Annotated in this window: 10 protein-coding genes; 3 read left to right on the forward strand and 7 right to left on the reverse strand. The window is 43.0% G+C overall.

Features of this window, described 5'->3' with window-relative positions:
- Positions 1 to 93 precede the first annotated feature (93 nt).
- Positions 94 to 1,158 (reverse strand): ACR3 family arsenite efflux transporter, encoded by a 1,065-nt coding sequence (gene arsB / locus L4D12_RS15825; RefSeq protein ID WP_428448808.1) that lies wholly within the window; start codon positions 1,156 to 1,158, stop codon positions 94 to 96.
- A gap of 84 nt (positions 1,159 to 1,242) precedes the next feature.
- Positions 1,243 to 1,584, reverse strand: a complete 342-nt coding sequence (locus L4D12_RS15830; protein ID WP_428448809.1) for an ArsR/SmtB family transcription factor — start codon at positions 1,582 to 1,584, stop codon at positions 1,243 to 1,245.
- A gap of 166 nt (positions 1,585 to 1,750) precedes the next feature.
- On the opposite strand from L4D12_RS15830, the gene L4D12_RS15835 reads away from it, so the two are divergent.
- Together L4D12_RS15835 and L4D12_RS15840 are read left to right on the forward strand one after the other, a co-directional pair.
- Positions 1,751 to 2,650: a DMT family transporter gene (locus L4D12_RS15835; RefSeq protein WP_428448810.1), complete on the forward strand. Its 900-nt coding sequence runs from the start codon at positions 1,751 to 1,753 to the stop codon at positions 2,648 to 2,650.
- Positions 2,651 to 3,796: 1,146 nt separating this feature from the next.
- The gene (locus tag L4D12_RS15840; RefSeq protein WP_428448811.1) at positions 3,797 to 4,936 is read left to right on the forward strand and encodes a DUF3541 domain-containing protein; all 1,140 of its coding nucleotides are present in this window, start codon (positions 3,797 to 3,799) and stop codon (positions 4,934 to 4,936) included.
- A 176-nt stretch (positions 4,937 to 5,112) separates the two neighbouring features.
- Here L4D12_RS15840 and nfsB read toward each other — a convergent pair whose 3' ends face one another.
- Positions 5,113 to 5,766 (reverse strand): oxygen-insensitive NAD(P)H nitroreductase, encoded by a 654-nt coding sequence (gene nfsB / locus L4D12_RS15845; protein ID WP_428448812.1) that lies wholly within the window; start codon positions 5,764 to 5,766, stop codon positions 5,113 to 5,115.
- Between the two features lie 123 nt (positions 5,767 to 5,889).
- On the opposite strand from nfsB, the gene L4D12_RS15850 reads away from it, so the two are divergent.
- Positions 5,890 to 6,273: a winged helix-turn-helix transcriptional regulator gene (locus tag L4D12_RS15850; RefSeq protein WP_428448813.1), complete on the forward strand. Its 384-nt coding sequence runs from the start codon at positions 5,890 to 5,892 to the stop codon at positions 6,271 to 6,273.
- A gap of 111 nt (positions 6,274 to 6,384) precedes the next feature.
- Here the strand turns inward: L4D12_RS15850 and L4D12_RS15855 are convergent, their stop codons facing one another.
- The 4 genes from L4D12_RS15855 to L4D12_RS15870 form a co-directional block, all read right to left on the reverse strand.
- Entirely contained in the window at positions 6,385 to 6,990 is a 606-nt protein-coding gene (locus tag L4D12_RS15855; RefSeq protein WP_428448814.1) for a LysE family translocator, read from the reverse strand.
- Positions 6,991 to 6,992: 2 nt separating this feature from the next.
- On the reverse strand, positions 6,993 to 7,412 hold the full coding sequence (locus L4D12_RS15860; RefSeq protein ID WP_428448815.1) for a DUF2000 domain-containing protein: 420 nt from the start codon (positions 7,410 to 7,412) through the stop codon (positions 6,993 to 6,995).
- Positions 7,409 to 7,993 carry a molybdopterin-dependent oxidoreductase gene (locus L4D12_RS15865; protein ID WP_428448816.1) on the reverse strand — a complete coding sequence of 195 codons (585 nt, stop codon included), beginning with the start codon at positions 7,991 to 7,993 and terminating at the stop codon, positions 7,409 to 7,411. The genes L4D12_RS15860 and L4D12_RS15865 overlap by 4 nt, the downstream gene beginning before the upstream one ends.
- Positions 7,932 to 8,200 (reverse strand): transposase (locus tag L4D12_RS15870; RefSeq protein ID WP_428448817.1); only part of this gene is annotated, 269 nt, incomplete at its 5' end. The genes L4D12_RS15865 and L4D12_RS15870, both read right to left, overlap by 62 nt.

An 8,200-nucleotide genomic window follows, 5' to 3' on the forward strand; every position in this document is an offset into this window, starting at 1 on the left:
CGTATTTTATCTACTAATTTTCTGCACTGAGCCCGAGACTAGAGTTTATATTGCAAGCGTTGTCGGATCTGGCTCTGATGGCGATTTAAAACTCTAGATACTTACTGGTTCGTATTTTTTCTTCATTTTAAGTGCGACATTAACCAGCGCAATCAAAACCGGAACTTCAATCAGAGGGCCAATCACACCGGCAAATGCTTGGTCAGAGTTCAGACCGAATACGGCGATAGAGACAGCAATAGCGAGTTCAAAATTGTTTCCCGTCGCAGTAAAAGCAATAGAGGCATTTTTGTCATAATCGATACCCATTTTTTTACCAACGAAGAAGCTCACGAAGAACATCAACACGAAATAGATTGTGAGTGGAATCGCTATGCGAAATACATCCATCGGCAATTCAAGAATCATCTCACCTTTTAGACTGAACATCAGTACGATGGTGGCAAGTAGTGCAACTAGAGTAATTGGAGAAATGCGAGGAATGAATACGTCGTTGTACCATTGTTCGCCTTTCGCCGCGACTAGCCATTTGCGGCTTAAGAAGCCGGCTAGGAACGGGATACCAAGGTAAATCAGTACGCTTTCTGCGATATCCATCATTGATATATCAACCACAAAACCTTCATAACCAAGGATGGGAGGTAATACAGTGATAAACAGCCAAGCCATGACACTATAGGTCACAATTTGGAAAGCACTATTTAGTGCAACTAAAGCGGCTCCGTACTCTTTGTTACCGCCGCCAATGTCATTCCAAACCAGAACCATCGCAATGCAACGAGCAAGGCCGATCAGGATAATGCCTACCATATAACCCGGATGATCGCCAAGGAAGGTTAATGCCAGTATGAACATCAAAATAGGACCGACAATCCAGTTCATGATCAGCGACAGTGTGATCGCTTTTTTATCTTTCGTTACTTGGCCTAATAAACTGTAATCTACCTTCGCGAGAGGTGGATACATCATCAAAATTAAACCAATAGCTAATGGTATGTTTGTACTACCTACCGACATGGATTCATTCAGCTCGGCAATTTCTGGGAATACCGCGCCAATGCCCACACCGATAACCATTGCGACAAAAATCCATACCGTCAGGTAACGATTGAGAAAGCTCATGTTGTCGCTGGCGCTATTAGAAACTTGCGTTGTCATGGTTTTTTCCTTATCGTCTATCGTCGAATTGCGATTAATTAAAGTATTGTTATCCCAGCGCACCTTATAAGTGTGCTGAGGCAATTAGTTAAATAAGGCCGAAAATCCTAAGTTAAACCCATCAAGTGCGTCACGTTGAATGCGGTAACATACTTTAGGTGGGTTAGGCTCGGCGCTGATGAAGCCCGCTTGCTTAAGAATACGTAAGTGTTCGGAAACGGTAGATTGTGCCAGACCCAGCTCAGAGACCAGGTCGCTGTTCAGACAACCTCCTAGGGTATCAAGCGTGTGGAGGATATGTAGAATGCGCAAACGTGCTGGATGCGACAAGGCTTTCGCTTGCGCTGCCAGAGCTTGCTCCTTATCGAGTTTCTGTTGCGTCGTCTCAAAAGCCACTTCGCAGTTGTCTCTGCATGTAACACTCATTCGCTAGCCGTGATAGTTAATCGTCGAATAACGATTAATGTATATCTATTAAGTGCAGAGGTCAACGATTCGATAGTCACAAACCCACATCGCCACAAGAAACAGGTAGGTCGACTCTTGCAAATTACGATATGATTCCTTACCTCTCAATGTGACTGATTCTTTTATGCCTGCTTTCTCTTTGTCACTGATCCCTGTTGGGGTCAGGTTTATGATCCTCTCGGCCTTTGGCTTCGCGCTTATGTCTGCGTGCGTGAAGTATGTCAGTAATTACGGTATTCCTGTTTTTGAAATTGTAGCGGCAAGAGCGCTAGTCTCGCTGATCATCAGTTATTTAGATGTTAAGCGAAAACGCATTTCGTTATGGGGAAACAATAAGCCGCTGCTGTTTATGCGTGGGGCGGTTGGTACCGTGTCGCTCATGTGTGTGTATTATGCGGTCACGACACTGCCTTTGGCAGAAGCCACCATATTGCAATATGTGCATCCCATCTTTACCGCCATATTGGGGGTGTTGTTTCTCAAAGAGCATGTCCAGAAATCGACCATGATATGCATCGCATTTTGCCTTGCGGGTTTATTCGTGATGATTCAGCCAAATATGCACAGTGAGATCACCAATGAGTTACCGCTATTTAGCATTATGATTGCACTGTGCGGTGCTTTGGGTAGCTCTATCGCTTACGTCATTGTGAGAAAGCTGAGCCAGACGGAAGACAGCTCTGTCATCATCTTTTATTTCCCATTAGTTGCTTTGCCTGTATCGACAACGCTGATCTGGAATAGCTTTGTATGGCCAAGCGTATTTCTTACTGTCATGTTGGTTTTGGTCGGGATTTTTACGCAAGTGGGTCAGTATGGCCTGACTAAAGCAATGCAAACTCAAGCGGCCGGTAAAGCATCTGCCTATTCTTATGTGCAGATCGTGTTTTCTGCGCTGCTGGGTGTCTGGGTCTTTAATGAAATACCATCTGTGTGGACCTATGCAGGTGGTGGGCTGATTGTAACCGGCGCGCTGATCAATGTGTTTGGCAAACAGCTATTATCCTCACTGAAGGCGAGATAGTATCGCTAAGTAATCCTAAGCATTATTTAGTGTGCTGGTTAATTTACGTAAAATGGGTAGTTGGCGCCAATAAGGAAGGCAACATTGTGAAATGTATATTAACTATCTTGTAAATTACCCACTTTGGGTTATCTAAAATTTTAGAGTGTACGTTTTACGCACAATGGTGTTGCTCTTCTTTTTGCCACATTAATACTCATGAGTGGGGCAGTATTAACCATACAAGGCAGCCTGCATCGCGCAGGCTGGTTGCTGCCAATTAAACGCTCGCGGGTATGTTGCGACGAGTTATCGCTTACGCCATACTCCCCGCATTTGCCAGTTGGTGCCTGGCCTTTCGCCCTTAGTTCATCGTAAGTGCTTCCATATATGGCTCACACTCGGTTGTTCATTTGGGTTCTACCAGCCGCTTTCCATGTTTTGTCATTATGAGTGACAACATCATTTTCAATGTAGGTTGCAGTCGTCAAAATGGTATTCGCTCAGCCGTGAGCATTCGCGGATTGTATTGTGGCAAGATTAGCCATTGCTATGATAATTGTAACGGATACCTTATTTAGAGATGATGCCATTTTACTTTCTCTTCTTATTGTAATGATGAATGAGCGTTTTAGGTTGACGGCTTAATTTCCTGTGAGGTTTGAAATATTAAAATGTAGGCGTTTTCTGAAAAAGCAGAAAATGGAAGCAAGGTTGTGTTTTTAATATCTCATAAAGGTTGAAAAATAATCATCGCAAGCTTGGGTAGTATTAATGTCATTAAATACAATATGTTGGGAGAGGTTTTGTCTTGTGTTATAAACCTCAAATGAAATATATTGTAACATACCGATATCGTTTGGTTAAAAAATGGGCTCTATTGCGTTGTCATTACTTTTGATAACAATAAGTTGACATGTTTTGCTATTAATAAGCTCAATGTTTAGAGTTTTGATAAAAACAGCATCATACTTATGCAGAGGTCAGAAAAAGGGCAGCGCGGAACGGATATATTATTTTGATAGGGCTTCTCATTAAGAAGCATTATTTTACGTTAAATTGACGCGGTTATATGTGCGTTCTGATAGTTTTGCCACCTTGCCGCTGCTAAGTGTTTGGGAGCGGGTAATTGTTTGCCTAAAAATTGAATTTGCATGGAGTAAGAATATGAAATGGGTTTGGAAAGCATTACGTCCTGCTGCGCCCTGTGTATTGGTGATTGGTGCGTTGTTAGCCGCACCACTATCGTGGGCCGATGCCAATCTGGAACGTAATACTAGCCATGCGTTACAACGTAGTGAGCAGTTTCCAAGCTATCAACAAGATGCCGCTTTAATACGCCAGACTTATGAAAGTCAGCTCTATACATTACCCGCCTTTAAGATGGGGCATTATGGTTTGCGTATGTATCGTCAGACACAACACGATAAATATCAGGCTGCAGTATGGGCAGACACTGCACGGGTGGCCAGTCGACTCAATTATTTTGCTTCTGAGGTGTATACCCCAGAGCAGATCAGTGCGTATTCCGCACAGCGGCTTGAGCGCTATAGCAAAAAAACAGACGTACGAAGTGTATTAAGGTATCAAACAACTCGTGATACTCCTGAGTATTTCTATCTGGGTGTCGATTTGCTCGGTTCGATGGCACGCGCGAATGAGTATGGCTTGAAGCACCGTGATGATGATAAGTTACGTCAGGTGATCCGCCGCTATGATTTCAGTAAATATGCGACAGATCCTGAGATGATAAAGGCATGGGCCGCGCAGTTAGCCAATCAAGTGTACTGGTTACGTCAGCTAGATGAGCAAGACGTGGTGGATGAGTTCATCGCGGCGTTTCGTGCCACGTACCCTGATGACAAAGATGCCTCGCTGAGTGATCAGCAATATATGAATAAGCTCTATGGCATGACACACATCATTCTTGCCGCGACCGAATATTACCAGTATGACGTTGATGAGGAGAATTTTCAGTGGATTTACGATTATTACCGCACCCATATTGATTCCATCATTCAACGCTCAAAAGCGGATGTTGTGGCAGAGATTGGGATTAACTTTTTGCTTGCGGGTGAGGAAAATGATCCTGTGGTCGCAAAAACTCGCCAGGTCATTCAGCAATCACTGAATCGTAAAGCCGGGATGGTGCCCGCGGTGAACGGAAGTACGAATTTGAAAGATGGCGAGCATCGCAATGTGCTGGCAATCATGCTGCTTGATTGGCACAGCGCCAATGCCGTACCAACTATCCAACAGCAGCCGACAATGTTTGATGGTTTGCCATATGGGCTAGTGAGCCAGTAATCCTAATTGACATAAGTATTTGTTCATTCATACGCGATTACCTGACTACTTACTCTCTTGATTGGTAAAATAACGGCGCGACTCTCGATTAGAGACTCGCGCCGTTTTGTTGTTATGCTTACGGCCGTGAGGTTTGCTCGACAGTACGCATTGTTAGTCTGTAGACACTTACTGGCTTATAGCAGAGTGACTATTTCATCTTCAGGTAGGCGAGATTTCGGTAATTTGGCGTTGAAATCGGTGTCTTTATGGTATCCCATCGCGATCAGTGCTACCGCGGTATAGCCTTTTTCAACTAAACCAAACTCTTCGTTAAGGATCGCGGCATCCATACCTTCAATCGGCACAGCATCAATACCCAGTGCGCCAGCACCAAGCAGGATTGTCCCCATATTCAGGTAGACTTGTTTTTCCATCCAATGCTGCGCATCTTTCAGTTCATCACGGTGCATGCCAACGAACATTGCTCGGCCACCAGACATCATATTTTTCAGTTCCGGCGTGGCAAAACGGCCATCTTTTTCTTCGGTATCAAGTAAGTGCTGTAGGTACTCATCAGTAATATCGGTTTTCGCGCAGAATAAAATGACATGCGAGGCGTTGAGTACTTTGGGTTCATTGAAGGCGTAAAGGCCTTGAGTGCCTTTGCTCAGGCGCATTTTCGCATCGTCATTATCGGCGATGAGGAAGTGCCATGGCTGTGAGTTAACGCTCGAAGGGCTGAGGCGTAATAGGGCTTTGATTTGCTCAAACTGCTCGGCAGGGATTTTTTTTTCGCTATCAAATTCTTTGGTTGAGTATCGTGCTTTTGCTACTTCGATAAGGTTCATTTTTACTATCTCTAATTGTATTTGTTATTAGCTGTATGATGGCTGAAGTATATAATAGAGATACTGGTCTAAATGACAAGTACGCACATAAATGGTACATAGGTACAAAAAGGATACTATGAAATGAAGCGCACTAGATACAAGTCTTACAGCTATGAAGGGTGTCCGGTTGAAGCCTCGCTGGAATTGTTCGGTGGTAAAGGCAAGGGGGTGATCCTTTATCACTTGCTGGGAGGAACACTGCGGTTTAATGAACTGAAGCGACTTCTGGTAACCGTCACTCAGCGTATGCTCACCAAACAATTGAGAGAGTTAGAATGTGTTGGTTTGGTCCATCGTGAAGTTTATGCGGAAGTGCCCCCTAAGGTGGAATATAGCCTGACGGAGATGGGGCGCTCATTGGAACCGATCCTGTTAGCGTTGAAAGTCTGGGGTGAACAGCATGCGCTACCTGTGATCATGGAAAAACAAGCGCAGATGGAACAAGACGTTGATGTTGAAGAATAACAAGACATTTGCTCAGAATGAAAAAGCGGGTATCAGATACCCGCCTCGATCATTACGATGTCTATGTAGGTTCACTGACAGTACACAGGCCATAGACAGTATTGACTTTAACTATATAAATATCGATTTCAGGGCATAACTGATAAACAGTATGCCTGCAATTTTCTCAAACGGGTACATGATTTTATCCAGTAAAGGTTTAACTTTTTCTATGGTTAATAAAATAGGAACAAGACAAAACCAGGTTAAGCAGATAGCGGTAATCACTACCCCGTACCATAGCTGCTGACTAAAACTAATATTGGGGGCAATCACTTGACTAAATACACTTAAGAAAAACAATGTTGCTTTGGGGTTGAGCACATTATTTAAAAAACCCTGTCGCCAGTATTTGGCACCAACAGTATTTACTGTTTGAACGTTATTCGGCATTGGTGTCGACGTGATAGCTTTGATACCTAGGTAAAAAAGATAAGCTGCACCACAATAACGCAGTATGTCCATTAAAATGGCTGATTGAGTGGTTGCTAAGTTAACGATGAGCATAGAGTAAGCAATATGTACCCAAATTGCTGTTGAAATACCAAATGCTGTTTGTATACCTGCAACCCGAGAGCCTGATAATGTGTTTTTTACCACAATAAGAAAGTCTGGCCCCGGTGTGACAATAGTCACCATTGTAATAGCAATTAAAGTATAAAGCTCACTCCAGTTCATAATTATCTCATTGGTGGCAATTTATTGGTGATTTTATTGATGGATTTTTTGGTACCAAAAAAAATAGCGGAATCAATATCTAAATTCATATAGTGATCATCGGATATTGATGCAGAGTATTCGCTGTATGAACGAACACCTTGTGCTCTTTCTAAAAATACCGAGGAGTAGCAATCTAATTGATGAGTATGATCTAATAATTCAAAATAGCTTTTCGACTCAGGGATGGTCAAAATAATAATAGGTAGTTGCGTAAAGCCATTAATTGTTTTACCGTCAGCGGTATTATGATCACACCCTATAATTTCAGGGTACTTTGCAGATAAACCTGACATTAGTACGGCGGCTCTGTTTGCGGTGATGCCTTTATCCAAACCTTCTTTTATCACAATGACAATTTTATGCTCAAAGATATCGATCATAGTGACTCACCTGCAATTTGACTTTGTTCAAATAGAGCTAACAAGTGTGCTTCCGGCATGATGTTCTCATTTTTATCGATGGCCCGGTGTGGGTATGGTTGAATGGTCGCATCGGTATAACCGACAGTTGACCATGTGCCTTTTTCATAGGTGTCAGTAATTTCTAGAGACTGTATCGCTTTTACCCCTTTGAATTGATATAGGTCGAAAACCATTAGACGAACAGGTTGACCACGTTTAAAAGATAACGGCTCACCATCCATATGAGTCACTAACCAGCTATCTCCTCGAAGTAGCGTTTCGATAGAGGTGGTATCGACATAGCCACCTAAACTTGTTGCTTTCACGAATTTCCCTGTGGGATTGGCTAGGGCTAAAAAATCAGCCAGTCTATATCCTGTCCATTCACACTCTAGGCTCCATCCATTAACGCAATAGAAGCGTCTTCTTCCTTTTACTTGTGGAATATGATGGTGTAATTCACACAGCATAATTGAAACAGGTTGTTCAACTAAGAGCCTATCCCGATAGGCATTTTTTCCAGACAATAAGGCCGCAGGCAAAATATAACATGGCCTCATAATTTTCAGCCTTCTTTGACCAGCGGATTAATAATCCTCGAAAGCGATTTAACCAACTGTGGCTACGTTCGACTACCCATCTACGGGCTGGAGTTCTTGAGTTTGTCTTATCTTGTTTTTCTTCGCCTCGTGAACGAACGTGAGGGACGAAGTGCCGAGCAATAAGTTCTCTCTTTAGCTCTTGTGATTGATAACCCTTATCTAAAC

This window comes from Photobacterium nomapromontoriensis, from assembly GCF_050336815.1.
GTDB classification, from domain to species: Bacteria; Pseudomonadota; Gammaproteobacteria; order Enterobacterales; family Vibrionaceae; genus Photobacterium; species Photobacterium nomapromontoriensis.

What these genes read in the sequence shown, in the direction of transcription:
- arsB (WP_428448808.1), bottom strand. Translation starts at nt 1,158, where the DNA reads ATGACAACGCAAGTTTCTAATAGCGCCAGCGACAACATGAGCTTTCTC.
- L4D12_RS15830 (WP_428448809.1), bottom strand. Translation starts at nt 1,584, where the DNA reads ATGAGTGTTACATGCAGAGACAACTGCGAAGTGGCTTTTGAGACGACG.
- L4D12_RS15835 (WP_428448810.1), top strand. Translation starts at nt 1,751, where the DNA reads ATGCCTGCTTTCTCTTTGTCACTGATCCCTGTTGGGGTCAGGTTTATG.
- L4D12_RS15840 (WP_428448811.1), top strand. Translation starts at nt 3,797, where the DNA reads ATGAAATGGGTTTGGAAAGCATTACGTCCTGCTGCGCCCTGTGTATTG.
- nfsB (WP_428448812.1), bottom strand. Translation starts at nt 5,766, where the DNA reads ATGAACCTTATCGAAGTAGCAAAAGCACGATACTCAACCAAAGAATTT.
- L4D12_RS15850 (WP_428448813.1), top strand. Translation starts at nt 5,890, where the DNA reads ATGAAGCGCACTAGATACAAGTCTTACAGCTATGAAGGGTGTCCGGTT.
- L4D12_RS15855 (WP_428448814.1), bottom strand. Translation starts at nt 6,990, where the DNA reads ATGAACTGGAGTGAGCTTTATACTTTAATTGCTATTACAATGGTGACT.
- L4D12_RS15860 (WP_428448815.1), bottom strand. Translation starts at nt 7,412, where the DNA reads ATGATCGATATCTTTGAGCATAAAATTGTCATTGTGATAAAAGAAGGT.
- L4D12_RS15865 (WP_428448816.1), bottom strand. Translation starts at nt 7,993, where the DNA reads ATGAGGCCATGTTATATTTTGCCTGCGGCCTTATTGTCTGGAAAAAAT.